Raw genomic sequence first — 26,150 nt, forward strand, 5'->3', positions numbered from 1 at the left:
CCCTTCTCGTCGGCGCGAGCTTCGCGTCAGCGCGGTTCCCTCGTGTCGGCGGTCGCGCGGCGTTCGCGGCGATCCCGGAGCGTCTCGCGGAGGACACTGATCGCGATCGCGACGGACAACGCGATCAGCACGATCTCGATGACCCCGGTCGTGGCCGGGGGTTCGGCACCCTCGTGGTTCCGCCCGGCGGTCTGCAGGAACAGCGCAGCGTCGTTGAGCCCGTGCAGGAGCATCGGCACCCACAGCCGCCCGGTTGCGCGGCGCGCGGCGTAGTACAGGGCGCCGTCCATGCTGATGAACGCCACCTGGAACAGGATCAAGCCGAGCGGCAGGCCCCCGATCAGGTACCCCACGACGTGCGCGAGGCCGAACATGACCGAGGAGACGATGAGGACGACGAACTCGGAGTGGTGCGCGCGGAGCGCGGTGACGAGGATCCCGCGGAAGTACAGTTCCTCGCCGACGCCGACACCGAGGGCCCCGATCAGGACGACGACGATGATCCCGGCAGAGGCCTCGGACCACGGCACGAGGCTGAACAGGATCACTGTGGAGACGAGAGACAGCAACGGTGCGGCGAGCCACCACCAGCGCCGAGGACGCCCGACCGCAACGGGATGCTCGTGCCAGATGTCCTTCCACCAGCCGGAGCGACGGGCGAAGTACAGCCCGACGATGATCATGATGCCGACCGGGATCCAGGTACCGGCGAGCCAGTCGGCGATCGGGTGGTTCTCCCCGTCAACCGCGGCGCTGAGCAGGTTCCCCAACCCCGCGGCCATCACCACGTAGACCGCGCAGGCGACGAGCGCGATCCAGAACAGCCGCGGGACCTCGCGGCGTCGACCGATGTCGGTGGTCACGCCGCTGCCCCGGCTGACTGCGCCTCGGGGGCTCGACCGCTGACACGACCCTTGATGAAGAAGAGCACCAAGAGCGCGAGCACGGGGTAGACGAAGTTGAAGATCCCGGCGAAGCCGATCAGGCCAGCATCGCCAGCGGTCGCCGCGGTGGTGTCGATGCCGCCCGTGGCGAGGATCGTGGTGGGGTCGGTCGCGGCGTGCAGGAGCATCGCGGGGACGATGCTGCCGGTGACCCGCATCGACAGGAAGAACATCATGCCGATGCCGAAGGTGTATACGACGGTCACAGCGACCGTCGGCAACGCCGCCCCGCCGATCGCGTTCGACGCGTGCATCAGCCCGAACAGCAGCGACGACAACAGCGCGGCCGTCCGCTCGGTGTGGTGCCCACGTCGGAGGAGGTTCACGGCGACGCCACGGGCGATGAGCTCCTCGGCGAACCCGATGCACAGGCCGAGGAACAGCACCGCGAAGACCACGGAGACCGAGTACGACGACCAGTTCGTCGCGATGAGCCGGATCACGATCGGCACGAGCAGCAGGACCACGGCGATCCACATCCACCCGCGCCCCGGCAGCGGCTGCCGCCCGAAGACCTCGCGCCCCCACCCGAGGGTACGGACGAAGACCACGGTCAACAGCCCCATCACGATGATCGGCAAGGCGACGCCCACGATGGCGCCACGGGGTGTGGCGAACAGCTCGTCAGCGGTGATGCCACGGGCGAGCGTGTGGGCGTTCAGCCAGCCGAGCCCCTCGTAGACGGCGAGGTAGAGGACGACGGCCAGCACGGCGCGCCACCAGCCGCCGCGGTTCCAGAACCGCTGCCATCCGTTGGTCTCGATCGCACTGTGGTGGGCAGGGGCAGTGTCCATGACGGGGTCCGTTCGTCCTGAGTGAGCGGGCGGAGCGCTACGACTGAGCTGCCCTCACCTGAGCGTAGCGTCAGGGGGGACGACGGACGAGGGCACACGGCTCGCTACGCGGCCACGAGGTACTCGTCCCACTCGGCCTGCGGACGCTCGATGCCGCGCACGACCCACGACGAACCGTGCGGGATCTTCGGGCGGAAGCGCAGCCGCCACCCCATCTCCTGCGGGGTGCGGTCACCCTTCTCGTTGTTGCATGCCAGGCAGCAGGCCACGAGGTTCTCCCACGAGTCCTGCCCACCGCGCGACTTCGGCTGCACGTGGTCGATCGTCGTCGCGTGCCGGTCGCAGTACGCGCACCGGTTGGCGTCACGGCGCAGGACTCCGCGGCGCGACACCGGCACGAGTCTCGAGTGCGGGATGCGCACGTACCGGGTGAGGATGATGACGGACGGCCGATCGAAGCTCGAGGTCGATCCGGTGACCGGGTGTTCGAGGTCGGCTGCGACGACGGAGGCCTTCTGGTTCATGACCAGCACGAGGGCTCGTCGGAACGAGATCACCGCGAGGGGCTCGTAACCGGCGTTGAGGACGAGAGTGCGCATTGGTTCCCTTCCGACGTGCCTGGACGGCTTCCAGGCGCTGCGGGTGCGTCGGACCGGGGTCCTTCGCAGGTGACCGTCGCTCGCGCACACGTCCCCTGAACCACGAAGAGCACCACCCGGATGGGCAGTGCTCTGGTCATGCAGGGGCGTGCTCGTGCACGCAGGCGGTGGTCGACCGTATGTCGATGCGCGCGCGCCGACCCATGGTGCGGGTCGTGCGGAACAACGACATGGGGTCTCCCTGCTCGGGGCCTTGCGGACCGGTGCAGCGCCAGGCTACGTCAGAAACCGGCCCGGCACGAGGGTGCACGGGCCGGTTTCGGCGATGTTCACGGGTTCGATGCCCCGCGGTCGGGTCTGATGCCTCAGATGCCGAAGCGGACGATGTGGTAGTCGCTGGTCCAGATCGGACGGATCGACACGGAGCCACCGGGCTTCGGGGCGTCCATGATCATGCCGTTGCCCATGTAGAAGCCGTCGTGCGCCTCGTTGTTGAAGATGACGACGTCGCCGGGCTGCGCCTCGGACTCGGGGATCGTGGTGCCTGCCTGGTCCTGCAGCGGCACCGAGTGCGCGAGGTTGATGCCGTACTGGGCGTAGACGAACATGACGTAGCCCGAGCAGTCGAAGCCGGACGGGTCGGCACCGCCGAAGACGTACGGGGTACCGATGTACTGCTTGGCGGTGGCGACCACGGCCGGCAGCGAGAACGGGGTGTCCGCGGCACTGGAGCTGGCCACGTAGTCGGCAGCGGACGGACCGGTGTACGAGGCGTACTGCTCGGCGGTCTGGGCACGCGCCGCCTGCGTGGCCGATGCTGCCTGCTCGGCCTGCTCAGCGGCTGCCTCGGTCGCTTCGGCCTGGTCGGCTGCAGCCTGCTTGGCCGCTGCGCGGGCGTCGAGCGTCGCGGTCGACGTGGCGCCGTAGCCGTCGCGGCTCGTGCCGGCCAGCGCGACGGCGTCGGACACCGAGAACTCCTGGCTCTGCGTCGCACGGACCTGACGCTGCGCGTTCGCGGCCTCGGTGCCGGTGGAGGTCTGCGCGGCGAAGGCCGGCGCGACCGCCACGGTGCCGAACATGCCGGCGGCGACCGTCAGGACGATGGGGGCGAGGAACTTGCGCTTGCGCGACGACGAGCTCGCCTTGGCAGCGGTCGCGGTGGCTGCGGCCTGTGCGGCACGACGGCCACCGGGGAGCGGGGCGGAGCGGACCGGGACGACCTTGCGGGTCGGGCGCGCGTCGGCCTGGCGGACGGACCGCCGGGTGAGCGGTGCGTCGGTGGCGTTCTCGGTGTTCGTCGGGTTGGCGGGCGTCTGGTCGTCCGCGGCGGAACCGGTCTGCGTCAAGGGTGTGGTCTCCGGCGTCTCGTCATCACGCTGCCGTGGGTGTCCGGCGACGTGCAACCCCATCCGTTCGTCATCGTTTCCGATCGAGGCAGGAGACGGGTTCGAGACGTCCTGCCACGGGTCTCCGGCTCAGGCGCAGCGCGGGGACTCGACGAGTGTACGGGGCCGTCGTTACCTTGTCGAGATGAAACGGGCCGTTTGTAACGAAACGGTAAAGAAGCCCTGGTCAGGGCCCTGAAATCAGTCCCGCTCGATGTACACGTGCTGCGCGACCTCGACGGGGAGCTCGATGCCCGAGTCCTCACCCTCGACGCGGACGGCGACGTAGGCCCCGGCGCGCTGCACGCTCGCCAGACGACCGGGCATGACGCCGGCCGTGCGGAGCTGGTGCAGGAGCTCGGGCTCGAACTGCACGGGCTCGCCCAGACGACGGATCACACCGGTCGCGACTGCGTCGGTGCCCTCGGTCGCGGCGACGATGTTCTGCACGCCGTCGAGGAACCCCGCGGCCGCGGGGCCACCGATCTCGGCCAGGCCGGGGATCGGGTTGCCGTAGGGCGACTCGGTCGGGTTGCCGAGCATCTCGAGCAGGCGGACCTCGACCTGCTCGCTCATGACGTGTTCCCACCGGCAGGCCTCGTCGTGGACGAACGCCCAGTCGAGTCCGATGACGTCGGCCAGCAGGCGCTCCGCCAGACGGTGCTTGCGCATGACGTGGGTGGCTCGGGAGCGCCCTTCGTCGGTGAGCTCGAGGTGGCGGTCGCCGGAGACGACGACCAGGCCGTCGCGCTCCATGCGGGCGATGGTCTGCGAGACCGTCGGGCCCGAGTGGCCGAGGCGCTCCGAGATGCGAGCGCGCAGCGGAACGATCGCCTCCTCCTCCAAGTCGAGGATGGTGCGAAGGTACATCTCCGTGGTGTCGACGAGATCGGTCACGGTCCGCCTCTCATGTCTGGGCCCAGCGGCCACCACCCTACTTGTTCGGACCGACGAACTCCGACCGACACTTGCACGGAGCAAGAAGAGGGCCGTGGGCACAGCGCTCCAGGCCTCCCCGTCCGGCCGGTACAGGCGCACCAGCACTGGGATCGCGCTCGGTAGGATCGGTGCATGGCAGACATCGTCATCCCCGCCGAACTCCTCCCCACCGACGGCCGCTTCGGCTGCGGACCGTCCAAGATCCGCGGCGCGCAGCTCGAGTCCCTCGTGACGCGCGGGGCCACGATCCTCGGCACGTCCCACCGCCAGAAGCCCGTGAAGGACCTGGTCGGCAGCGTCCGCTCCGGGCTCGCCGACCTGTTCCAGGTCCCCGAGGGCTACGAGGTCGTCCTCGGCAACGGCGGCTCGACCGCGTTCTGGGACGCCGCCGCGTTCGGCCTCATCGAGCGTCGCGCAGAGAACCTGTCCTTCGGCGAGTTCGGGTCGAAGTTCGCCAAGGCCGCCAGCGCCCCTTGGCTCGAGGCACCGCACGTCGTCGAGGCCCCCGGCGGATCGCTCGCCGCGCTCGAGCCCGTCGACGGCGTCGACGTCTACGCCTACCCGCACAACGAGACCTCGACCGGTGTCATGGCCCCGGTCGTCCGCGCCGCCGGTGACGCCGGAGCACTGACCGTCGTCGACGCCACGAGCGCCGCCGGTGGTGCCGCGTTCGACGTGGACGCCACCGACGTCTACTACTTCGCCCCGCAGAAGAACTTCGCCTCCGACGGCGGCCTGTGGCTCGCGCTGTTCTCGCCCGCGGCGATCGAGCGCGTCGAGCGCATCGCGGCGAGCGGTCGGTACATCCCCGAGTTCCTGTCGCTCAAGAACGCCGTCGACAACTCGCGCCTGAACCAGACGCTGAACACCCCGGCGATCTCGACGCTGCTGCTGCTCGACGACCAGGTCCGGTGGATCAACGAGTCGGGCGGCCTGGCCTGGGCGGACGCCCGCACGAAGACCTCGTCGTCCACGCTGTACGACTGGGCCGAGTCGGTCGACTACGCGACGCCGTTCGTGACCGACCCCGCAGCCCGCTCGCAGGTCGTCGCCACGATCGACCTCGACGACTCGATCGACGCCAAGGCCGTCGCCGCGACCCTGCGCGCGAACGGCATCGTCGACACCGAGCCGTACCGGAAGCTCGGGCGCAACCAGCTGCGCGTCGCGACGTTCACCGCGATCGACCCGGACGACGTCGCGAAGCTCGTGCAGGCGATCGACTTCACGGTCGGCGCCCTGCGCTGACCCGTCCGTCGCGCGGGCCAGCGCCGGCGCCGGCGCCGGCGACGAACACCACCAAAACGACGAAGCACCACGGGATCCCGTGGTGCTTCGTCGTTGTTCGGGTGCGTGTCAGGAGCGGTGGAAGTCCGGGTCGACCTCACCGGCATCGAGCTGGGCGCCGTCGAGGTCGGCGTCCGGGTCGACGGGCTGCACGCGCTGCGCGCGACGACGGCGAGGGGGCTGCGGGGCGTCGTCGACGTCCTCGTCGTCCGCATCAGCGGTGTCGGCGAGCGCGTCGACGTCCACACCATCGATGTCGTCGTCGTCCGGTTCGTCGAGGTCGTCCTCGTCCGCTTCGAACTCGGCGTCGTCGTCGTCCTCGTCGTCATCCGACTCGTCGTCGGCTTCGTCGTCGTCCGAGTCGTCGTAGTCGGCGTCCTCGTCCGACTCGTCATCGAAGTCGTCGTCCGACTCGTCGTCGTCGCCCTCGTCGTCGGACTCCTCGTCCGACTCGTGGTCCTGCGCCGCCCGGTACTCGGCCAGTCGCTCGGACCACGGCACCCACTCCGGCGCGACGAGCGAGCCGTCGCCGGGCATCAGCTCGACCTCGAGCACGGTGGGGTCCTCGTCGCCGACCTTCGCGACGCTGACGGTCCAGCGCCAGCCGGGGTAGCCCGGCATGCGGTTCGCGAACAGGACGGAGACGACGCCGTCGCCCTCGTCCACGGTGCCGACGGGCGCGCCGATGCTCGACTCGGGGGTCACCTCGAGCAGCGCGGTCCGCGCCAGGTCGGTGTAGTCAACGGGTACTGCGTCGCTGTCTGTCATGGCGTCACGCCTCCAACTGGTCTGCGACGTGCCGCAGGATGGCGGCGAGTCGATCGCCGTTCTTCGGGTAGCGGCCGTGGCGGAGGTCTCCGCTGATCCGGTCGAGTTCCTTCACCAGGTCCTCGACGATCACGGCCATGTCGTCTGCGGAGCGACGGGTCATCCGGGACAACGACGGCTGCGGGTCGAGGAGCCGCACGGACAGTGCCTGCGACCCCTTCTTCCCCTGCACGACGCCGTACTCGAGCCGGGATCCCGCCTTCACGGTCACGACGCCGTCGGGCAGCGAGGACGCGTGCAGGAACACCTGGTCGCCGTCGTCTCCGGTGATGAAGCCGAAGCCCTTGTCGTCGTCGTAGAACTTGACCTTGCCGGTGGGCATGCGTGGACTCCTCGAGGTCGTGGTACGGCCGTGGTGCGTCGGATATCCTGGGTCGATGGCCAATCCGACCCGATCAACCGGGAACCCGCAGGATTCCGCAGAACCCCCGGTGACGTTCAATCGTACCGAACGCGCTCTGGCGTTCATGGTCGGTGGCATCTTCATCGCTGCGTTCCTCTGCATGGCGGCGATGATCGTCATGTGGCTGACGGTCCCGAGCGCGCAGGGCTCCATGCCGTGGCCGGTGATCATGGCGATCCCGCTCGTCGGTTTCCCGATCGGCATGGTCCTGGTCTTCACGCTCCTCGCCATCACCTGGACGCGCCGCGCACGAGCCAACCGGACGGCTCGCTGACGTCCGCCCCGGACGCTGGCACCGGACGATGACGACCACCGCCGACCTGGCCGCCCGACTCCGGGCGTTGCCGGACGACTCCCTCGAACGACTCGTCGCTGCGCGGAGCCTGCCCCCGGCCGCCCTCGGCGAGACCGGTCCGCAACGGATCACCGACTTCTTCGACCTGGCCGAGGCGCTCCGCACCGACGACGCGGTCGACGCCGCCGTCGAGCACCTGCCCCGCGCCACGATCCTGGCGCTCCGCGACGGCGGTGACGCCGACCACCTCGGTCCGGCGATCACGCTCGGCCTGGCGGACGAGGACGGCGCCGTCGACGACGCGGTCGCCGCACGCGTGGCCGCCCACCCCGACCTCGTGGCACTGCGATCGACGGGAGGCCCGGATCGCCCCGACCGCGCCGCCCACGCCGACGACGTGGCCGGCCAGGACCGCGCGCGCACCACCGGCGCGGAGCAGGCGTTCTCGAGCATGACCGTGCTCGCCGAGCTGCTGCGTGCGGTGGACGCCGGCACCGTCCGAGAACTCGTCAAGGGCGGCATCGGCACGCCGCTCGCGAAGACCCTGGCCGAGCGCATCGGCACCGACGCCGACGTCGTGCCCGGCCGCCTCGCACTGCTCGACCGGGTCGGGTTCGCCGACCCGGGCTCCGGCCGGTGGACGGTCACCGACGCCGGACAGGACTGGCTCGTCGCCGACTGGCCGGACCGCTGGGCGACCCTCGTGTCGGCCTGGGCGGACACCCTCGGCCCCGCGGTGCACGAGGTCCTCGCACTCGCCGACGACGACCTGCGCGACCTCGTGGCCCTCGGCCGCTGGGCGTACCCGGCGGGCTCCCGCTGGCTCGACGCCGTGCTGCTCGAGGCGGCCGGCACCGCCGCGTCGCTCGGACTCGCGGTCGACGGCATCGTCACGAGCACCGGCCGCGCGCTGCTGGACGGTGACGCCAGGCCCGCAGCGGACGACCTGCCCGGCACCGTCAGCCAGGTGTACCTGCAGCACGACCTGACGGTGATCGCCCCCGGGCCCCTCGCCCCGGTCGACGACGCCGCCCTGCGCACGGTCGCCGTGCTCGAGGCACCCGGTCTGGCCGCCCGCTACCGCATCTCCGAGGACACCCTGCGCACGGCGTTCCGTGCCGGGCACTCCCGCGACGACGTCCTGGCGCTGCTCACCCGACTGTCGTCGACCGGCGTCCCGCAGCCCCTCGCCTACCTGGTCGACCAGGTCGCCGGACGCGACGGCAGCATCGTCGTCGACCGCGGCGAGGGCGGGGTCGGCACCGTGGTGCGTGGCACCGCGGACCAGCTCGACCTGATCGGTGTCGACGCCGAACTCCGGCAGATGGCGTGGGAGCGCAGCGACCTGACGACGCTCACCACCCGCTACCCGGCGCACGTCGTGCACACCGCGCTCGAGGACCAGCGCTACCCGGCCGTGCTCGCGACCGGCGCCCGCCCCGAGACGCACCACGGGCCTCCCGGTCGGCGCAGCCCCACCGGACGCTCGCCGGAGCAGGCGGCGCACGCACTCGTGGAACGGCTCCGCCTGACCACCCAGCGCGGCGACGCCGAACCGGAGCAGGAGTGGCTCGGGCGGCAGATCGACCTGGCCGTGCGCGGTCGCACACCGATCCGGCTGACGGTGCGGATGCCGGACGGCTCCGAACGGCCGTTCTCGATCATCCCGACCTCGGTCGCCGCCGGACGCGTCCGAGGGCGCGACACCAGCGTCGACGTCGAGCGCACGCTGCCGCTGTCGCTCGTCGTGGCGGTCGAGAGCGACGCCTGAGGTGCACGGTCACCCGAACGCAGGTGACGACGGCTAGGCTGGCAGGTCATGAACGGACCGCTGATCGTGCAGAGCGACCGCACCGTGCTCCTCGAGGTCGCACACCCCGACGCCGAGGACGCACGCCACGAGCTCGCGGCCTTCGCCGAACTCGAACGCGCCCCCGAGCACGTGCACACCTACCGCATCACCCGCCTCGGCCTGTGGAACGCACGGGCCGCCGGACACGACGCCGAGGCGATGATCGCCACCCTCGAGCGCTTCGCCAAGTTCCCGGTGCCGCAGAGCGTGACCGTGGACATCCGCGACACGGTGTCCCGCTACGGCCGACTCGTCATCCGGCGTGAGGAACGCGACGACGCCCCGGTCATCGCGAACTCCCCCGCCGAGGAACTCGAGCGCCTGCCCGTCCTGCTCCTGACCGCCGAGGACCCGTCCGTGCTGGCCGAGGTCATCCGGTCGAAGCGGATCAAGCCACTGCTCGGCGACATGCGGACGCCCTCCGAGGTCGAGCTGCAGCCGTGGGCACGCGGGCAGATCAAGCAGGAACTCGTGAAGCTCGGCTGGCCGGCCGAGGACCTGGCGGGCTACACCCCCGGGCAGCCGCACCCGATCGACCTCGACACGGCCGAGTGGCACATGCGCCCGTACCAGGAGCAGGCCGTCGACACCTTCTTCGCGCAGGGGTCCGGAGTCGTCGTGCTGCCCTGTGGCGCCGGCAAGACCCTGGTCGGTGCCGGGGCGATGGCGACCGTCAAGGCGACCACGCTCATCCTCGTGACGAACACCGTGTCCGCACGGCAGTGGCGCAGCGAGCTCCTCAAGCGCACGACCCTGCAGGCCGAGGACATCGGCGAGTACTCGGGCAGCGTCAAGGAGGTCCGGCCGGTCACGATCGCGACCTACCAGATCCTGACCGCCCGTCGGAAGGGCGAGTACACGCACCTGTCGCTGCTCGACGCCCTCGACTGGGGCCTCATCGTCTACGACGAGGTCCACCTGCTGCCGGCCCCGGTGTTCAAGCTGACCGCCGACCTGCAGGCCCGCCGACGCCTGGGCCTGACCGCGACGCTCGTGCGCGAGGACGGCCGCGAGGGCGACGTGTTCTCGCTCATCGGTCCGAAGCGCTACGACGCTCCGTGGAAGGAGATCGAGGCCCAGGGCTACATCTCCCCGGCCGAGTGCTACGAGGTGCGCATCGACCTGCCGCACCAGGAGCGCCTGGAGTACGCGGCCTCGAGCGACGACGAGCGCTACCGGCTCGCTGCCACCTCGCCCGCGAAGACCCCGGTCGTCCGCGAGCTCATCGAGAAGCACCGCGGCGAGCAGATCCTGGTGATCGGGCAGTACATCGACCAGCTCGACGAACTGGCGGCGTCGCTCGACGCGGCCGAGATCACGGGTGCGACCCCGGTCGATGAACGTGAGCGGCTGTACGACGCGTTCCGAGCCGGCGAGGTGGACGTGCTCGTCGTGTCGAAGGTCGCGAACTTCTCCATCGACCTGCCCGACGCCACCGTCGCGATCCAGGTCTCCGGGTCGTTCGGGTCACGGCAAGAAGAAGCGCAGCGCCTCGGTCGACTGCTCCGCCCGAACAAGGACGGCCTGCCCGCGTCGTTCTACACGCTCGTGGCGCGGGACACCGTCGACCAGGACTTCGCACAGAACCGGCAGCGGTTCCTCGCGGAGCAGGGGTACTCCTACACGATCCTGGATGCCGACCAGGTCCAGGCGCCCGTGGGCTGACGTACGCACCGCTCTCAGGAAACCATTAGGGAACGGTCAGAAGATAGGACCATGAGCGATGGCCCCAAGATCCTGATCGTCGACGACGAGCCGAACATCCGCGACCTCCTGACGACCTCGTTGCGCTTCGCCGGGTTCGCCGTCCGTGCCGTCGGCAACGGCGCACAGGCGATCTCGGCCGTGCTCGAGGAAGAACCCGACCTGATCATCCTCGACGTGATGCTCCCCGACATGAACGGCTTCGGCGTCACCAAGCGCCTGCGGTCGTCGGGGTACACCTCGCCGATCCTGTTCCTCACCGCGAAGGACGACACCGAGGACAAGATCACCGGCCTCACCGTCGGCGGCGACGACTACGTCACCAAGCCGTTCTCCCTCGACGAGATCGTCGCCCGCATCAAGGCCATCCTCCGTCGCACCATGAACGACGAGGAAGACGCGATCATCCGCGCCGGCGAGCTCACCATGGACCAGGACACGCACGAGGTCACGATCGGCGACGCGCAGATCGAGCTCTCCCCCACCGAGTTCAAGCTGCTCCGCTACCTGATGCTCAACCCGAACCGCGTGCTGTCGAAGGCGCAGATCCTCGACCACGTCTGGGAGTACGACTTCAACGGCGACGCCGGCATCGTCGAGAGCTACATCTCGTACCTGCGTCGCAAGCTCGACCAGTACTCGGCCGAGCCGATCATCCAGACCAAGCGCGGCTTCGGGTACATGCTGAAGGCGTCCAAGGCCTCGTAGCACCTCCGTTCTTCACGGCGGTCGTCCGGTTTCACCGGGCGGCCGCTGTCTATCGTTGGGGCAGCATGCACACGCGAATGAGCCGCTGGTGGGACGGGATCTCCCTGCGCACCAAGATCACCGGGATCACGGTGCTCCTGGTGGCGCTCGGCCTGCTCGTGGCCGGACTCGGCACGATGACCGTCCTGTCGACGTACCTGATGGCGCAGCTCGACAACAACGTCAAGGGCACCACTGAGCAGCTCGAGGGCCAGAACATCAGCGACGGCGAGCAGTACTGCAAGTTGTCGGTCGTGCTGTCGCAGAGCGCCTACGTGGCCGCGTACGACGCCGACGGCGACCAGATCTGCCAGACGAAGGCATCGAGCCGTCCGGACATCCGCGAACTGGACTTCTCCGCAGCGGCGCAGAACGGTGCACGCTTCTCGCTCTACGACAGCCAGCACAACCACGAGTGGCGCGCCCAGGTCATCCCGGCGTCACTGCAGAACCAGACGAGCGGCTCCACCGAGACCGGCTTCGTTCTCGTCGCAGTGTCGAGCGCCGACACCGACCAGACCATCGCCCGGTTCACCGTCATCTTCCTGGGCTTCGGCATCTCGGTGATCCTGCTCGGTGCCATGCTCACACGGCTGCTCGTCACGGCCACGTTCGACCCACTGCGTGACGTGGAGGACACCGCCGCACGGTTCGCCGCAGGAGACTTCAACCAGCGCCTCGAGGCCGACACCCCGAACACCGAGGTCGGGCGCCTTAATCGCTCCCTCAACGTCATGCTCGAGCGCATCGACACCGCGTTCGAGGACCGCCAGCGCACCATCGACCAGATGCGCCGCTTCGTCGGCGACGCCTCGCACGAACTCCGCACCCCGCTGGTGTCCCTGCGCGGGTACGCCGAGCTGTACCGGATGGGCGCCCTGCGCAAGGAAGAGGACGTCGCCCAGGCGATGGAACGCATCGAGAAGGAGGCGAAGCGGATGGGCCTGCTCGTGCAGGACCTGCTCCAGCTCGCCCGCATCGACGAGTCCAAGCCGCTCGAGCTCGGCCCGGTCGACCTCGTCGCCATCGCCCGTGACTCGGCGCTCGACACCATGGCGTCCAACCCGGACCGCGAGATCCAGGTCCTGGTCGAGGACGCCATGACGGGCGAGAGCGTCCCCCAGGCAGTGCGGCCGCCCGCTTCGTCGTCCTCGCTCTCGTCGGGGTCGTCGGACTCGTCGGGCTCCTTGTCCGACACGGGCGAGGTCCCCCCGGCATCGCCCACGTCGGCGAACACCACGGGTCCCATCGCGTTCTCGCGGCAGACGATCGCGCGGCTGCGTGCTCGGCGGACCCGGGCGATGGACATCGAAGCCGGTGCCGCCCCCACCGACGAGACGACGCCGCTGCCGACGGTCGTCATGCCCCAGCGTCCCCCGATCGTGCTGGCGGAGGAGAACAAGATCCGCCAGATCGTCACGAACCTGATGGGCAACGCCATGCGGTTCACCGAGCACGACGACCCGATCGAGATCGGCGTCGGGGTGGACGACGACCGCGGCATGGCCCACATCGACGTCATCGACCACGGTGAGGGGATCCCGGCGCAGCTGCGCGACAAGATCTTCCAGCGGTTCTGGCGTGCCGACACCTCGCGTGCGCGGGACACCGGTGGTTCGGGCCTCGGTCTCGCGATCGTGTCGGGCATCGTCGCGGCACACCACGGCTCGGTCGAGGTCTTCGACACCGAGGGTGGCGGCGCGACCTTCCGCGTCTGGCTGCCCTTGCTCCCCCGCGACTACGCCGCCTGACGCGGTCGCTTGCCGACTGGTCACGAACCGTCGCCCCGCAACTGTCCGTGCGACGAGCCCTGACCACTCGACGTGCACCCGACAGCACGTTGCGACCACTCTGTGGCGCCGGACTGCCGGGAGTTCACGTCCGGCGGAGACGGATCGTGACCGTCCGCGCCTCGAAGGCCTGGCGAAGCCGCTCCAACAGCACCGCTGGCCGCCCCGCGTCGGCAGCCGTCGCGTGGATGATGAGCCAGTCGTTCACCACGAATCCGTTGTCGCGTCGCTGGTCGTGACGGAACGCGTCGCGCTCCCGGTGGTGGTCGCCGTCGTACTCGAGACCGATCCGGAGCGCCGGCCAGACGAGGTCGACGCGACCAAGGAACAGCCCGCTCGGGTCGTGCACGTCCAGGTTGAGTTCCGGCTCCGGGAACCCTGCGTCCTCGACAGCGAGCCGGAGCCAGGTCTCCATCGCGGACTCTGCCCCCACGCGGATCCGGTCAAGCGCGCTCCGCGCCCGGCGGACGTAGCGGCTGCCCGGCAACACCGCCGCCCGGAGGTCGTCGATCGTCGCCAATCCGGATCGGCCGACCAGGTGATCACCGACCGCAACGAGCGCGGGGACGTCGAGACTCGCAGCACACTCGAACCACATCGCGGACGGGGCACTGACCCGGTGGCCCCTGTGCTCCACCACCTCGGGCTCTGCACGTCGGTGCCCGACGACGTTCGGACGGCGCATCCGCACCCCGTTCTCAACCGTCGTCACGTGGACGGCCGTCTCGGACCGCATCGACGCGGGAAGCGGCGCACCCCAGAGCCGAGCGGCCGTGGTGTGGCTGAAGTACTGATCAGGGCGCATCACCTGCGCGACGGCCTCGAGGAAGTCCGCCGACCCTGCCGGCGCGCGAACACCTCGGACCGGCGCGACGAGGTCACTCCGGCGGAGCCGCTCGGGATGCACACCCTTCCCCACGGCCTCGGCCACCGTGAAGGTGCGGACTTCGAGGGCTCGGGGCAGGCGGCGCGGCGTCGGCATCTGGCCAGCTTGAGGCGCGGGAGGGGGACGTGAGGCACGGGCGGACCGGACTGTGGAAGAGGAGGCGAGCCGGGCCTCCTGTGCAGGACTGGGCTCCGCCCGAGCCGGCACGCGTGCCCACCAACGGCCAGAACACCCCGTTCGCACGTCGGCGACCGGTCGCCTGCTGTCGGTACGCGCTCGCGCTGCCGACGTCTGGTGACCGCTCGGCGAACCTGAGCGGCGCGCCACCCCCCCCCCCCCGCACGCGGAAGGGCCCCGCACGCGCAGCGTGCGGGGCCCTTCGAACAGGACTGCTTAGAAGTCCATGCCACCCGTCGGGTCGCCGGCCGGAGCGGCCGCGGCACGCTCGGGCTTGTCGGCGACGACGACCTCGGTCGTCAGGAACAGACCAGCGATCGACGCAGCGTTCTGCAGCGCCGAGCGCGTGACCTTGGCCGGGTCGATGATGCCCGCGGCGATGAGGTCGACGTACTCGCCGGTCGCGGCGTTGAGGCCCCAACCTGCTTCGAGCTCGCGGACCTTGGCGGCCACGACACCCGGCTCGAGACCGGCGTTCAGCGCGATCTGCTTGAGCGGTGCGTCGATGGCGACGCGGACGATGTTCGCACCGGTCGCCTCGTCACCCTCGAGGGTGAGTGCGTCGAGCGCGACCTTGCCGGCCTGGATGAGGGCGACGCCACCACCGGCGACGATGCCCTCTTCGACGGCAGCCTTCGCGTTGCGGACGGCGTCCTCGATGCGGTGCTTGCGCTCCTTGAGCTCGACCTCGGTCGCGGCACCCGCCTTGATGACGGCGACGCCACCGGCGAGCTTCGCGAGGCGCTCCTGGAGCTTCTCGCGGTCGTAGTCGGAGTCGGTCGCGTCGATCTCGGCGCGGATCTGACGGACACGGCCGGCGATCTGCTCGGCGTCGCCGGCACCCTCGACGATCGTGGTCTCGTCCTTGGTGATGACGACCTTGCGGGCACGACCGAGCAGGTCGAGCGTCGCGTTCTCGAGCTTGAGGCCGACCTCTTCGGAGATGACCTGGCCACCGGTCAGGATCGCGATGTCCTGCAGCATGGCCTTGCGGCGGTCACCGAAGCCCGGGGCCTTGACGGCGACGGACTTGAAGATGCCGCGGATCTTGTTCACGACGAGCGTGGCCAGGGCCTCGCCGTCGACGTCCTCGGCGATGATCAGGAGCTGCTTGCCCGCCTGGATCACCTTGTCGACGACCGGCAGGAGGTCCTTGATGTTCGAGATCTTCGAGTTGACGATCAGGATGTAGGCGTCCTCGAAGACGGCTTCCTGACGCTCGGGGTCGGTGACGAAGTACTGCGACAGGTAGCCCTTGTCGAAGCGCATGCCCTCGGTCAGCTCGAGCTCGGTGCCGAAGGTGTTCGACTCCTCGACGGTGACGACACCTTCCTTGCCGACCTTGTCGATGGCCTCGGCGATGAGCGCGCCGATGGTCGGGTCTGCAGCCGAGATCGACGCGGTCGCGGCGATCTGGTCCTTGGTCTCGATGTCCTTCGCGTTGGCGAGGAGCTGGTCGGAGACGGCGGAGACGGCCTTCTCGATGCCGCGCTTGAGCGACACGGGGTCGGCGCCGGCTGCGACGTTGCGCAGGCCCTCGCGGACGAGTGCCTGGGCGAGGACGGTCGCGGTGGTCGTACCGTCACCGGCGACATCGTCGGTCTTCTTGGCGACCTCCTTGACGAGCTCCGCACCGATCTTCTCGTACGGGTCGTCGAGCTCGATCTCCTTGGCGATGGAGACACCGTCGTTCGTGATCGTGGGGGCGCCCCACTTCTTCTCGAGGACGACGTTGCGGCCGCGCGGGCCGAGCGTCACCTTCACGGCGTCGGCCAGCTGGTTCAGGCCGCGCTCGAGGCCACGGCGGGCCTCCTCGTCGAAAGCAATGATCTTAGCCATGTGAGTTCTCGTCCCTCCCGGACGTCGTGGGGTCGTGCTGGCACTCAACGTGAGCGAGTGCCAACGCCGATTCTGGCACTCGACCGGTGCGAGTGCAACACGATCGGGAGGCTCGTCACGTCTTCCCAGGACACGCCCCGCCAACAGCGCACCCCGACCACTGCCGCGGACCGCCCGCCACGCACGTCATGCAGCGCGGGCCACGCACGACGAACGCGCCGCCCCTGACGGGACGGCGCGTTCGCGATGAGTGTCGTGCGTTCAGGCCGGTCGGACTGCCTCCGCCTGCGGGCCCTTCGACCCGGTGCCGACGTCGAACACCACTGCCTGGCCCTCCTCGAGGACCTTGTAACCCGACATGTCGATGGCCGAGTAGTGCACGAACACGTCCTGGCCTCCTCCATCGACGGTGATGAAGCCGAAGCCCTTTTCAGCGTTGAACCACTTCACGGTTCCGTTGGCCATGATCTCTTGCTCCCTGGTACTGCTGTGCGAACGACGTGTTCGTCGTCTGCAAGGGACTCTGCTCGAAGCGCGCCGATCAGGCAAGAGGTGTGACGTTGTTTCACGTCGATTCCGTCAGAAATCAACGTGCCCGAAACACGACCGTCACAAATGCGGGTGGAAAGCGCCCGCGGAATGCGGATCAGCCGGTGTAGTCGGCCCCGAGCACGACGCTCACGTCGGCGTTCGGGAACGCTGCCGACTGCTGCACGGCGGTGACCCCGAGCTGCTTCGCGATGCCCTGCGCGACCGCCGCCTGTGCGGCCTGCTGGTAGTACACGACGGTCGAGGTCGACCCGGTCGTGCCGGCGTCCCCGGTCGAGGCGACCTGCCAGCCGGCACCGGTCAGCGTGGCGCTGGCGCGGGCGGCGAGACCGGTGGTCGTCGTGCCGTTCAGGACGACGACGGTGGTCGTGCCCTGCTGTGCCGGCGTCGCGGCAGCGGCTCCGGAGTCGGCACCCGACCCGGCCGACGACGACGCCGAGGGCTTCGAGGTGGCGGACGCGGACGGCTTCGACGTGGCCGACGAGCTCGTCGACGCCGAGGGCGAGTCCGAGCCGCTGAACGAGTAGCTGCCGTTCAGGAGCGCGAGGACGAGCACGCCGATGCCGACGAGCACACCGGTGGCGAGTGCCGCCCAGGCGAACGCGATCCAGCCACGGCCGCGGCGCTGGGCACCGCGGTGTGCGCCGACCCGGGGGCCGTCGGCGACGTCGTCGAAACGGTCACGGGGGAATCTGGTGCTCATCGTTCCTCTTCACGTCCTTCGGGAGCGGCACCGGGCGCGACGAAGCTGCGCGTCGCCCGGGCGCTGGTGCGCGCGTGGCGGAGCCGCTGCAGCCTGGTGACGAGCTGCGGGTCGTACGCGAGTGCCGCGGGCGAGTCGATCACGCGGTTCAGCACCTGGTAGTAGCGCGCCGCCGACATCTCGAACTCGACCCGGATCTCCGCTTCCTTCGTGCGGTCGTGCCGTGCCCGGTCGTGCTCGAACGACAGCACACGCTGCGCAAGCTCACTGAGCTGGTCAGCGCGGTGCTGGTCAGCGCGGTGCTCGTCAGCGCGGTGCTCGTCGGTGGAGCTGGTCACGGCGGTTCCGATCACGGTCGGGTAACGGGTCTCGCACATCGTAGGGGCGGAGAGCATCCGGACCCTGGCACGGCGCTGGACTGTCGCGAACACCGGTCACAGGTTCGGGTCGCGGAACCAGCGCACACGCGTGCCGAACGGGTCCGAGACGGCGACCGCGGTGCCGTCGATCGAGGCCGTGGCGAAGGCGTCCGGATCCGCCGCGTCGACGTCGTCGGGCAGCGTCGCCGCCACACCGCGCAGGATCCCGGTGCGTTCGAGCGCGATCCAGTGCACGCCGCGTTCGCGGACGCGGTCCACGAACCGCTGGCGCTCGGCACCCGGCATGTAGACCAGGGTGCCGGTGGTCAGCACGACCGGCTCCACGTCGTCCGGCAGGGCGTCCAGTGCACGGTCGAGGTCGCCCGGCAGCGTGCCCCGGATCCACACGGGAGGCACGGCGAGCGTCGCGCGCGCCGCCTCGCGCATCAGGGCGATCCGGTCCAGGGCCTCTGGTGGGACCGCTTCGACCAGACGGTCGAACGCGCCGTCCGCCCACAGGTCGATCGGGTTCGGGTCGAGCAGCACCCGCGCACCGACGCGGATCGGCGCGCGGGCCGGAGCCGGCACCGTCCCCGAGGCCTCGACGACGAGCCGGATCGACGGGTCGTCGACCGCCGTGTGCATCCGGACGACCTCGGTGCGCGCCCCGCCGTGGTCGTCGCGCCCCGAGGAGTCGGGGCGCGACGACGGCACCGGGGCGCGTTCCGCCGGCACCCGGGACTCCGACGTCCGGTGGTCGAGCGTCACCCGGTCCGGGATCGAACAGAGCCCGGCGGCGCCCCCTGCGTCCACCAACCCGAGCGGCCGCGAGGCCCCCTCGGCGAGCGCCGCGAACAGCGGGACGACGGGACCGAGCCGCCGCGGGTCGTTGGCCTGCACCGTGGCGGAGGCGAGGGCCGTGACCAGGGCGGGGCGGGCCTCCCGACCGATCGCGCGCAGCGCACCGGGGTCCGACGGATCCGCGCCGAGCCGCCGCGCGACCGCGAAGAACAGTTCCGGCTGCCGCTGCTGCTCGGGGACCTCGGCGAGGAGCGCGACCAACGCGGGGTCGAGCGACCGCGCCCAGGCGGCGTAGGACGGGGACACGGCCTCGATGCGGTCGGCGTAGGCGGCGTACCGGCCGAGGGTGTCCATCAGCGCCCCGGGCGGTGCATGCCGACGTGCCGGATGCCGGCTTCGTCGTAGGGCGTCCCGAACCGGACGAAGCCGTGGCGTTCGTAGAGCGCAGCGACGTACTCCTGGGCGTGCAGGACGACGGGTTCGTGCCCGTGGGCCGCGAGCACTGCGGCGACGAGCCCGCCAGCGATGCCCTGCCCACGGTGGTCGGGGTGCGTCGCGACCCGGCCGATCACCCAGGACGGCGGCGGTGCATCCGCCGGGTGCTCCTCGTCCGCAGCCGGTCGGATCAGGCGCAGGTACCCAACCGCTTCGGTGTCCGTACCGAACCACCAGTGCTCGGTCTCGGGCTCGCGGTCACGGCCGTCGAAGTCCTCGGCCGTCACCCGTTGTTCGAGTGCGAAGACGCGGTTCCGGAGCACCACGATGCCGTACAGTTCGTCCGTCGTCAGACGGGTCCAGCGGGCGTGGTGCACGGAATGCTCGGACATCGTCGCGAGTTTACTGAAGTGGTCGGGAGTGCCCGGAAGAACCCGACCGGAAGCAGGAGGAAACAATGGCATACAACGTCGACAAGTCCGACGCCCAGTGGCGCGAGGACCTCTCCCCGGACCAGTACGCCGTCCTGCGTCAGGCGGGGACCGAACGGCCGTGGACCGGTGAACTCCTCGACGAGGAGCGTGCCGGCGTCTACACCTGTGCGGCCTGCAACGCAGAGCTGTTCAAGAGCGGCACGAAGTTCGACTCCGGCTGCGGCTGGCCGTCGTTCTACGAGTCGGTGAACCCCGACGCCGTGCAGCTGATCGACGACAAGTCGCTCGGCATGGTGCGCACCGAGGTCCGTTGCGCGAACTGCGGTTCGCACCTGGGCCACGTGTTCCCCGACGGCTTCGGCACGCCCACCGGCGACCGGTACTGCATGAACTCGATCTCGCTGAACTTCTCGGAGAAGCCGGCCGAGTGAGACCCCGACGCCCTCACCGGTAAGATGAGCGGCGTCAGCCGGCATGGCGCAATTGGTAGCGCACCGTACTTGTAATACGGGGGTTGCGGGTTCAAGTCCCGCTGCCGGCCCCATATACTGGATTCGCAGGCCGCGACCTCTTCGCCGCCCGCACCGCCTTCAGCCCCGCCGCGAGCGGGGCTGTCGTGCGTCCGGGGCTTCTCCCACTCCGCACTCGTCAGGGCCAGACCCCCGCGCTGTACGCGCAGCTCTCGATGTCCGAGACGAGTGCAGAGAGGACCCGCGCCTGACGATGATCCCGTTCGTCGACGGTCTGGGACCGCAACCAGACGAACGCGACGAGATCAGCGACCTGCAGCATCCTCGAGTAGTGGCTCGGCGCGAAGTGCACCGTGTCGAGAAGCCGTTCAAGCCGGGTTTGCATGTACGTTCCCGGGGTCCCGTAGGCCTGGTACACCGCGAAGCGCTCACGATGACGGTCCCGATCCGACCGTTCGTCCGCGATGACCAGGGCGTGCATCTCCAGGTCGCCGGCCCTCCTGTCCACCCGTTGCAGCAGGTGCTGGAACGCAACCTGCTCCGGAGTGTGCCGATCGCGGAACCCACGCGTGTCCTGGTAACGGCGGAGTTGCTCCGGTCGAGCACCGCGGAGCAACACCGTCGCGCCGGAGGCAACAACGGCTTCGACGACGTCGAGGAACACTTTCACGCGCATGCGCGGAGGCACCCCGCTCCATGCTCCCTTTCCGTGGAAGATCGGATGGGCGTGGAGCTCCGTCTGCGGCTCGACGCCGTACTCCTGGAGCGCGGCGACGATCTCGTGCATGCGTTGCGTGAGCCAACGGGTCTGCGAGGCATCCGCCATCACGGCGCCGAACCCGTAGAGGTCCGGTTTGAACGATTCGTCGACGAAACAGAGCAGCACGCTGGAATACTGCCGTACACGATGCGCGGCGGGGATCGCGACGCACTGCCGAGCACGAAGCGATGCCCCGGGTGATCACTCACCCGGGGCATCGGCGCGTGTGGAACACGGATCAGGGAGTGTTCCGGGCGCTGGACGCGGTAACCAGCCGGTCGTGCGAAGAGGATGACACCCCACCGAACCGTGCGTCCACACCCGGGCCCCACATCAGCGCGAATCCGCACGAACGTGCACGGATCCTCAGCGCCCGCCGGTGATCTTGCGCCCCCGCTGTGCGACGCCCGCGGTGCCGTACGGGTAGTCGTCGATGCGCGGTGCGCTGGCGTCGGTGAGCTGCGTGAGCTCCGCGTCGGTCAGCACGAGGTCGGCCGCACCGAGGTTGTCCTCGAGCTGGGACACGGTCCGGGCGCCGAGGATCACGCTCGTCACCGCCGGCCGGGCGAGCAGCCAGGCGAGGGCGACCTGCGACCGCGAGGCGCCGTGCGCGTCGGCGACCGCGGACACCGCGTCGAGGACGGCCCAGGTGCGCTCGTCACCGTTCCGTGCTTCCCAGGCCTCCATGCCGCGTGCCGGGTTCTCGCCGAGGCGGGTGGAGCCGGTGGGCGCTTCGTCGCGCTGGTACTTGCCGGACAGCCAGCCGCCGGCCAGGGGCGACCAGGGCAGCAGGCCGATCCCGGCGTCGAGGCTGGCGGGGACGATCTCGTGCTCGATGTCGCGGACGAGCAGGTTGTACTGCGGCTGCAGGGTGACCGGCGGGGCCCACCCGTGCGCCTTCGCCTCGTACACGGCCTTCGTGATCTGGTAGCCGAGGTAGTTCGAGAAGCCGTACGAGCCGATCTTGCCGGCGGAGATCGCGTCGTCGAGGAACCGCAGCGTCTCCTCGATCGGCGTCAGGGCGTCCCAGGCGTGCATCTGGTACAGGTCGATGTGGTCGACGCCGAGGCGCTCGAGCGAGGCGTCGAGCGCGACCCGGAGGTGCCGGCGCGACAGGCCGACGTCGTTCGGGCCGTCGCCCTGCGGGAAGCGGCCCTTGGTGGCGAGGACGACCTGCTGCGCCTCGGTGGGGTGTGCCGCGAGCCAGCGGCCGATGATCCGCTCGGACTCGTTGCCCGAGTAGACGTCGGCCGTGTCGATCAGGGTGCCGCCGGCCGCGACGAACGTGTCGATGATGGTGTGGGAGGTGGGTTCGTCGGCTTCGCTGCCGAACGTCATGGTGCCGAGGGTCAGCGTCGACACCGATGTCCCGCTGTTGCCGAGGAGTCTGTAGTCCATGGCGGGGACGGTACGCGCGGTGTCCGGCGACAGCGAGGACCTACGAGTACCCCTCAGCGCGGGGCGGACAACGCGCCGCGGTCAGGAACGCAGGAACGCCAGCGCGGCTTCGCGGAACGCCCGCGACGTCGGCGCGTTGAAGTGGTTGCGCCCCGGGATCTCGAAGAACGACGCGTCCGGGGCCGCCTGCGCCAACCGCACGGCACTGTCGCGGATGCCGTCCTCGCTGCCAGCGGCCATCAGGATCGGCTGCGCGGGGGCGTTGTCCGGCGTCGGCTCGATGCTGTTCCGCATCCCCTCGACCATCGCCACGAGCGCCGCGAGGTCGTTCCCCTCGACGTTCCCCGCCATGGTCAGGTAGCCGTTGGTCACGCGGTCCTCGATCGGTGTGCCGTCCGCCAGGTACGCCTTCGCCTGGTCGACCCGCACGCGGCGCATCGGATCGGCGTCGGGGATCCCGCCGAACACCGCGCGGGTGATGCGGTCCGGCAGCCGCTCGGCGGTGTGCCAGCCGACGCGTGCGCCGAGCGAGTACCCGAGGAACGCGACCTCGTCGAGCAGGTACGTGTCGATCACGGTGGTGACGTCCGCCACGAGCAGGTCCATCGAGTACGCACCGGGGTCGCGCGGCTTCGCGCTCGCGCCGTGCCCGCGCTGGTCGAACGCCAGCACGCGGTACCCGGCGCGGACGAGATCGCGGGTCCAGCCGGAGGCGTGCCAGTTCAGCACCGCACCGGAGGCGAACCCGTGCACCGCGACGACCGCGGGGGCCTCGGGATCGCCGAAGTCGTAGGTCGCGAGCCGGAGGCCGTCGGGCGACATCACGATGCGGGGACGGGGCGCTTCGGGGACGAGTGACATGTCCCCTCCAGGGTACCGGGGCACTGTGGTCGCCATGGACGGCTACGGCAGTGACCAGATCCGGGCGGCAGAGCGGCCACACCTCGACGCGGGTGAGCCCCTCATGCAACGAGCGGCCGACGGGCTGGCCCGCATCGTCGGCGACCTGCTCGACGACCCGGCCGTCCGGCCGGGCGACGGACCGGGGTCCGTCCTGCTGCTGGTGGGCAGCGGCGACAACGGTGGCGACGCCCTGTTGGCGGGTGCGCGGCTGGCGGCGGCCGGGAGGCACGTGGCGATCCTGCGCGTCGGCTCACGCGTGCACGAGGCGGGCCTGGCAGCGGCGCTGGACGCCGGGGCGCGCCTCCTCGATGATCCTGCCGGACCGGAGGCTGCGGTGACGGACGCGGCACTCGACGCCGACCTGGTGCTCGACGCGATCCTCGGGATCGGGGTGCAGGGTCCTGCGGCCCTCCGCTCCCCCGCCCGCGAGGTCGTCGACGCCATCCGTGAACTCGCCCGCGACCAGCGCGCACCGTTCGTCGTTGCCGTCGACGTGCCGAGCGGCATCGACGTCGACACCGGCGGGATCGCGGACGACCACGTCCTGCACGCCGACGTCACGGTCACGTTCGGCGGGGTGAAGGCCGGGTTGCTGACGGGGCCGGCCGCCACCCTCGCGGGACGGATCGAGCTGGTGGACGTCGGGATCGGTGCGGACCTGGCGACGATGGAGCCGCTGGTCCGCACCTGACCCCGATCCGTCAGCGCAGCAGTCCCTCAGTGGTGCTGGTACAGGACCGGCTCGGGCAGGCCGTGCTCGGCGCGGATGCTCCGCGCGATGCCCTCGACGGCGATGAGCGCGTCCACCACGAGTTCCGGCGTGACCGGGAACGGCATGTTGTGGATGGTCTCGCCCTCGACGGTCGCGGCCTCGGCCACGGCGCGGAGCTCCGTCGTGTCGTCGACGGTCAGGCCGATCTCGGTCAGGGTGTTCGGCAGGCCGACCTTCGTGGTGAAGACGACGAAGTCCTCGATCTCCTCGGCCGGTGCGCCCTCGAGCACGAGCTGCGCGATCGTGCCGATGTTGACCTTCTGCCCGTGCGCCAAGCCGTGCGCCTGCGGAGCGGCGGTCAGTCCGTTGTGGATCGCGTGCGCTGCCGCCAGTCCGCCGGACTCGAACCCGAGGCCCGACAGCAGGGTGTTCGCCTCGACGACCTTCTCGAGCGCGGGCGTGACGACCCCGGCCTTCACGGCCTCGATGGCCTGCAGGGCGTTCTCGTGCAGCAGCTTCCAGGACAGCTCGGCGAGCGCGACGCCGGTCCCGGTCTGCAGCCCGCCGGCCATGGTGTCGGCGTTCGCACGCTTGGCGGCACGGGCCTCGACCCAGGTGGCCAGGGCGTCGCCGATGCCCGCGACCAGGAACTGGACGGGAGCGTTCGCGACGAGCTTCGTGTCGATGAGGACGAGGTCGGGGTTGTGCGGGAAGAACCGGTACTCGATGAACTCCCCTTCCTCGGAGTAGATCACCGCGAGCGCCGAGGTCGGGGCGTCGGTGCTCGCCGCCGTCGGGACACTCGCCCAGCGGATGCCGGCCAGGTGTCCGGAGGCCTTGGCCGCGTCGATCGCTGAACCGCCGCCGAGCCCGACGATGACGTCCGCGTCGGTCGACCGGATCTGCTCGACGAGGTCGTCGACCGCCTTCGGCGTCGCGAAGCGACCGAAGCCGACCCGCTCGACCCGCAGGTCGGCCGCCTGGAAGCTCTTCGTCACCGCGGCCTCGACGATGCCCCACACGACGTCGTCGGCGACGATCAGGGGGCGCTGGCCGATGGGGGCGATGAACTCGCCGACGCGGGTGATCGCGTCCTTGCCCTGCACGTAGCGGGCGGGGCTCATCACGGTGCTGATGGGAGTGGCCATGGTTGCGGTTCCTTCCGGTTGTACGACACGTGTCGGGGTCGCCGACGTCCCAGACGGTACGCGCGGGGCATGCGTGCGGCGTGCGAGTCCCGAGGGCCGTACATTCGGGAGCATGACGTTCAACGACGATTCGCAGCTCAAGGGCGGCAGGGTGAAGCGCCGGGGTCGGACGGCCGCGGTCGGCGGCGGCGCCGTCGGCGTCACGGCGATCGTCGTCTTCCTGATCGCGCAGTTCACGGGCGTCGACCTCAGCGGGTTCGTCGACGGCGGCAGCGGCACGACGCAGATCCAGCAGCAGGGCGAGACCGTGGACGCCGCGCCGGAGTGCCGCACCGGGCGAGACGCCAACCTCAAGGTCGAGTGCCGGATGGAGGGCGCAGCCGAGTCACTCGACGGCTACTGGACGGCCGAGGCCCGGAAGCTCGGAATCTCGTACACGGCGCCGGACTTCTTCCTGTTCGACGGCTCGACCGACACGTCGTGCGGTCAGGCGTCCGCTGCAACCGGGCCCTTCTACTGCCCGCCGGACCGCGCGATCTACCTCGACACCGCGTTCTACGACGACCTGCAGTCGAAGTACGGGTCGTCGGGCGGGCCGCTCGCGCAGATGTACGTCGTCGCGCACGAGTGGGGCCACCACATCCAGCAGCTGCAGGGTGCCTTCGCGAGCACGGACCGATCGGGCACCGGGGCCTCGTCCGGCAGTGTCCGCGTCGAGCTGCAGGCCGACTGCTACGCCGGCGCCTGGGTCGGCGACGCGGCGAACACCGAGGACGCGAACGGCGAGACCTTCTTCGAGCCGATCAGCCGGTCCGAGATCGCCGATGCCCTGTCCGCCGCGAGCGCCGTGGGCGACGACAGCATCCAGGAGCGCTCGAGCGGCCGGGTCGATCCGGACTCGTTCACGCACGGCTCGAGTGAGCAGCGCCAGAAGTGGTTCGTCCGCGGCTACCAGCAGGGCGCGACGAGCTGCGACACGTTCAGCGTCCCTGGTTCGTCGCTGTAGCGA

General features: G+C 70.2%; 27 protein-coding genes and 1 tRNA gene. 10 read left to right on the top strand and 18 right to left on the bottom strand.

From position 1 onward, the window contains the following. Window positions 1-26: 26 nt before the first annotated feature. The 5 genes from EDF33_RS00410 to EDF33_RS00430 form a co-directional block, all read right to left on the bottom strand. Window positions 27-863 (bottom strand): type II CAAX endopeptidase family protein, encoded by an 837-nt coding sequence (locus EDF33_RS00410; RefSeq protein ID WP_131921905.1) that lies wholly within the window; start codon window positions 861-863, stop codon window positions 27-29. Further along, on the bottom strand, window positions 860-1,738 hold the full coding sequence (locus EDF33_RS00415; protein ID WP_132099046.1) for a CPBP family intramembrane glutamic endopeptidase: 879 nt from the start codon (window positions 1,736-1,738) through the stop codon (window positions 860-862). The genes EDF33_RS00410 and EDF33_RS00415 overlap by 4 nt, the downstream gene beginning before the upstream one ends. A 104-nt stretch (window positions 1,739-1,842) precedes the next feature. Next, window positions 1,843-2,337 (bottom strand): HNH endonuclease, encoded by a 495-nt coding sequence (locus tag EDF33_RS00420; RefSeq protein WP_111085210.1) that lies wholly within the window; start codon window positions 2,335-2,337, stop codon window positions 1,843-1,845. Window positions 2,338-2,702: 365 nt separating this feature from the next. Beyond that, the gene (locus tag EDF33_RS20645) at window positions 2,703-3,746 is read right to left on the bottom strand and encodes a C40 family peptidase (protein ID WP_123936842.1); all 1,044 of its coding nucleotides are present in this window, start codon (window positions 3,744-3,746) and stop codon (window positions 2,703-2,705) included. Window positions 3,747-3,923: 177 nt separating this feature from the next. Further along, a complete protein-coding gene (locus EDF33_RS00430; protein ID WP_111085212.1) occupies window positions 3,924-4,619 on the bottom strand; it encodes a metal-dependent transcriptional regulator in 696 nt (231 codons plus the stop codon). Between the two features lie 174 nt (window positions 4,620-4,793). On the opposite strand from EDF33_RS00430, the gene serC reads away from it, so the two are divergent. Next, window positions 4,794-5,909: a phosphoserine transaminase gene (gene serC, locus EDF33_RS00435; RefSeq protein WP_132099047.1), complete on the top strand. Its 1,116-nt coding sequence runs from the start codon at window positions 4,794-4,796 to the stop codon at window positions 5,907-5,909. A 108-nt stretch (window positions 5,910-6,017) separates the two neighbouring features. Here serC and EDF33_RS00440 read toward each other — a convergent pair whose 3' ends face one another. Both EDF33_RS00440 and EDF33_RS00445 read right to left on the bottom strand, forming a co-directional pair. After that, window positions 6,018-6,716, bottom strand: coding sequence for a DUF3027 domain-containing protein (locus EDF33_RS00440; protein WP_132099048.1), 699 nt, complete (start codon window positions 6,714-6,716; stop codon window positions 6,018-6,020). A gap of 4 nt (window positions 6,717-6,720) precedes the next feature. Then, window positions 6,721-7,098: a cold shock domain-containing protein gene (locus EDF33_RS00445; RefSeq protein ID WP_111085215.1), complete on the bottom strand. Its 378-nt coding sequence runs from the start codon at window positions 7,096-7,098 to the stop codon at window positions 6,721-6,723. A 109-nt stretch (window positions 7,099-7,207) separates the two neighbouring features. Between EDF33_RS00445 and EDF33_RS00450 the strand changes: the two genes are divergently transcribed. The 5 genes from EDF33_RS00450 (at window position 7,208) to EDF33_RS00470 (ending at window position 13,528) form a co-directional block, all read left to right on the top strand. Continuing rightward, window positions 7,208-7,453, top strand: a complete 246-nt coding sequence (locus tag EDF33_RS00450; RefSeq protein WP_123340886.1) for a hypothetical protein — start codon at window positions 7,208-7,210, stop codon at window positions 7,451-7,453. A 28-nt stretch (window positions 7,454-7,481) separates the two neighbouring features. Next, on the top strand, window positions 7,482-9,245 hold the full coding sequence (locus tag EDF33_RS00455) for a helicase-associated domain-containing protein (RefSeq protein WP_132099049.1): 1,764 nt from the start codon (window positions 7,482-7,484) through the stop codon (window positions 9,243-9,245). 48 nt (window positions 9,246-9,293) lie between these two features. Beyond that, the gene (locus EDF33_RS00460) at window positions 9,294-10,991 is read left to right on the top strand and encodes a DNA repair helicase XPB (RefSeq protein WP_132099050.1); all 1,698 of its coding nucleotides are present in this window, start codon (window positions 9,294-9,296) and stop codon (window positions 10,989-10,991) included. Between the two features lie 51 nt (window positions 10,992-11,042). After that, window positions 11,043-11,738, top strand: a complete 696-nt coding sequence (locus EDF33_RS00465) for a response regulator transcription factor (RefSeq protein WP_017888045.1) — start codon at window positions 11,043-11,045, stop codon at window positions 11,736-11,738. Window positions 11,739-11,803: 65 nt separating this feature from the next. Continuing rightward, the gene (locus EDF33_RS00470) at window positions 11,804-13,528 is read left to right on the top strand and encodes a HAMP domain-containing sensor histidine kinase (RefSeq protein ID WP_123671511.1); all 1,725 of its coding nucleotides are present in this window, start codon (window positions 11,804-11,806) and stop codon (window positions 13,526-13,528) included. Window positions 13,529-13,652: 124 nt separating this feature from the next. On the opposite strand, the gene EDF33_RS00475 is transcribed toward EDF33_RS00470, so the two are convergent. From EDF33_RS00475 to EDF33_RS00505, 7 genes are all read right to left on the bottom strand, one after another. Continuing rightward, window positions 13,653-14,549 carry a hypothetical protein gene (locus tag EDF33_RS00475; RefSeq protein ID WP_123936848.1) on the bottom strand — a complete coding sequence of 299 codons (897 nt, stop codon included), beginning with the start codon at window positions 14,547-14,549 and terminating at the stop codon, window positions 13,653-13,655. Window positions 14,550-14,846: 297 nt separating this feature from the next. Further along, window positions 14,847-16,469, bottom strand: a complete 1,623-nt coding sequence (groL, locus tag EDF33_RS00480) for a chaperonin GroEL (RefSeq protein WP_111085221.1) — start codon at window positions 16,467-16,469, stop codon at window positions 14,847-14,849. Window positions 16,470-16,730: 261 nt separating this feature from the next. Next, on the bottom strand, window positions 16,731-16,934 hold the full coding sequence (locus EDF33_RS00485) for a cold-shock protein (protein ID WP_111085222.1): 204 nt from the start codon (window positions 16,932-16,934) through the stop codon (window positions 16,731-16,733). 181 nt (window positions 16,935-17,115) lie between these two features. After that, window positions 17,116-17,721, bottom strand: coding sequence for a LytR C-terminal domain-containing protein (locus EDF33_RS00490; protein ID WP_111085223.1), 606 nt, complete (start codon window positions 17,719-17,721; stop codon window positions 17,116-17,118). Beyond that, on the bottom strand, window positions 17,718-18,059 hold the full coding sequence (locus tag EDF33_RS00495; protein WP_243692318.1) for a DUF3263 domain-containing protein: 342 nt from the start codon (window positions 18,057-18,059) through the stop codon (window positions 17,718-17,720). The genes EDF33_RS00490 and EDF33_RS00495 overlap by 4 nt, the downstream gene beginning before the upstream one ends. Before the next feature lie 96 nt (window positions 18,060-18,155). After that, window positions 18,156-19,235 carry a DUF2332 family protein gene (locus tag EDF33_RS00500; RefSeq protein ID WP_132099051.1) on the bottom strand — a complete coding sequence of 360 codons (1,080 nt, stop codon included), beginning with the start codon at window positions 19,233-19,235 and terminating at the stop codon, window positions 18,156-18,158. Continuing rightward, a complete protein-coding gene (locus EDF33_RS00505) occupies window positions 19,235-19,708 on the bottom strand; it encodes a GNAT family N-acetyltransferase (protein ID WP_165918683.1) in 474 nt (157 codons plus the stop codon). Before EDF33_RS00505 ends, EDF33_RS00500 begins: the two co-directional genes overlap by 1 nt. A gap of 65 nt (window positions 19,709-19,773) precedes the next feature. On the opposite strand from EDF33_RS00505, the gene msrB reads away from it, so the two are divergent. Continuing rightward, window positions 19,774-20,181, top strand: coding sequence for a peptide-methionine (R)-S-oxide reductase MsrB (msrB, locus tag EDF33_RS00510; RefSeq protein ID WP_131846058.1), 408 nt, complete (start codon window positions 19,774-19,776; stop codon window positions 20,179-20,181). 37 nt (window positions 20,182-20,218) lie between these two features. Beyond that, window positions 20,219-20,294 (top strand) — tRNA-Thr (locus tag EDF33_RS00515). Between the two features lie 104 nt (window positions 20,295-20,398). On the opposite strand, the gene EDF33_RS00520 is transcribed toward EDF33_RS00515, so the two are convergent. From EDF33_RS00520 to EDF33_RS00530, 3 genes are all read right to left on the bottom strand, one after another. Continuing rightward, on the bottom strand, window positions 20,399-21,106 hold the full coding sequence (locus EDF33_RS00520) for a DUF3800 domain-containing protein (protein ID WP_165918684.1): 708 nt from the start codon (window positions 21,104-21,106) through the stop codon (window positions 20,399-20,401). Between the two features lie 240 nt (window positions 21,107-21,346). Further along, on the bottom strand, window positions 21,347-22,378 hold the full coding sequence (locus EDF33_RS00525; RefSeq protein WP_132099054.1) for an aldo/keto reductase: 1,032 nt from the start codon (window positions 22,376-22,378) through the stop codon (window positions 21,347-21,349). Window positions 22,379-22,459: 81 nt separating this feature from the next. Beyond that, window positions 22,460-23,239, bottom strand: coding sequence for an alpha/beta hydrolase (locus EDF33_RS00530; RefSeq protein WP_132099055.1), 780 nt, complete (start codon window positions 23,237-23,239; stop codon window positions 22,460-22,462). A gap of 34 nt (window positions 23,240-23,273) precedes the next feature. On the opposite strand from EDF33_RS00530, the gene EDF33_RS00535 reads away from it, so the two are divergent. Then, window positions 23,274-23,972 carry an NAD(P)H-hydrate epimerase gene (locus EDF33_RS00535; RefSeq protein WP_132099056.1) on the top strand — a complete coding sequence of 233 codons (699 nt, stop codon included), beginning with the start codon at window positions 23,274-23,276 and terminating at the stop codon, window positions 23,970-23,972. 26 nt (window positions 23,973-23,998) lie between these two features. Here the strand turns inward: EDF33_RS00535 and EDF33_RS00540 are convergent, their stop codons facing one another. Then, entirely contained in the window at window positions 23,999-25,141 is a 1,143-nt protein-coding gene (locus EDF33_RS00540; protein WP_132099057.1) for a glycerol dehydrogenase, read from the bottom strand. A gap of 112 nt (window positions 25,142-25,253) precedes the next feature. Between EDF33_RS00540 and EDF33_RS00545 the strand changes: the two genes are divergently transcribed. Next, window positions 25,254-26,147, top strand: a complete 894-nt coding sequence (locus tag EDF33_RS00545; RefSeq protein WP_132099058.1) for a neutral zinc metallopeptidase — start codon at window positions 25,254-25,256, stop codon at window positions 26,145-26,147. Window positions 26,148-26,150 lie beyond the last annotated feature (3 nt).

This window comes from Curtobacterium sp. PhB146 (genome assembly GCF_004342995.1).
Lineage (GTDB): Bacteria > Actinomycetota > Actinomycetes > Actinomycetales > Microbacteriaceae > Curtobacterium.